Source organism: Cupriavidus sp. 8B (assembly GCF_054589115.1).
In genome coordinates this window covers 1-223 of the sequence record NZ_BAAILO010000163.1, presented here as the reverse complement: position 1 = coordinate 223, position 223 = coordinate 1, and the positions used below count along the sequence as shown (strand labels likewise).

Annotated in this window: 1 protein-coding gene; it reads right to left on the bottom strand. The window is 64.1% G+C overall.

Features of this window, described 5'->3' with window-relative positions; translation table 11 throughout:
- Nucleotides 1-213: RRXRR domain-containing protein (locus ACYP5B_RS16675; protein ID WP_459570436.1), on the bottom strand; the 213-nt coding region annotated here is incomplete at its 3' end.
- Nucleotides 214-223 lie beyond the last annotated feature (10 nt).

The window sequence follows — 223 nt, the reverse complement described above, 5'->3', positions numbered from 1 at the left end:
CACGATGGCCACGCCGGTTCCCTTGCTACCGGGATCGAGTTTAAGACGGACCGGTTGCAGGACGCAGTCCGCTGTCCGCCGATCCACTATGCGGATCGCGAACGGCATCACGCGGTGCACGCGTGCACGGCCGCGCGCCAGCAACAGCCGCGCCCGCTTCTCACTGCAGGGCATGAGCGGATTGCCGCTCCTGTCTAACACAAAGACTGCCAAGGCAATCTCT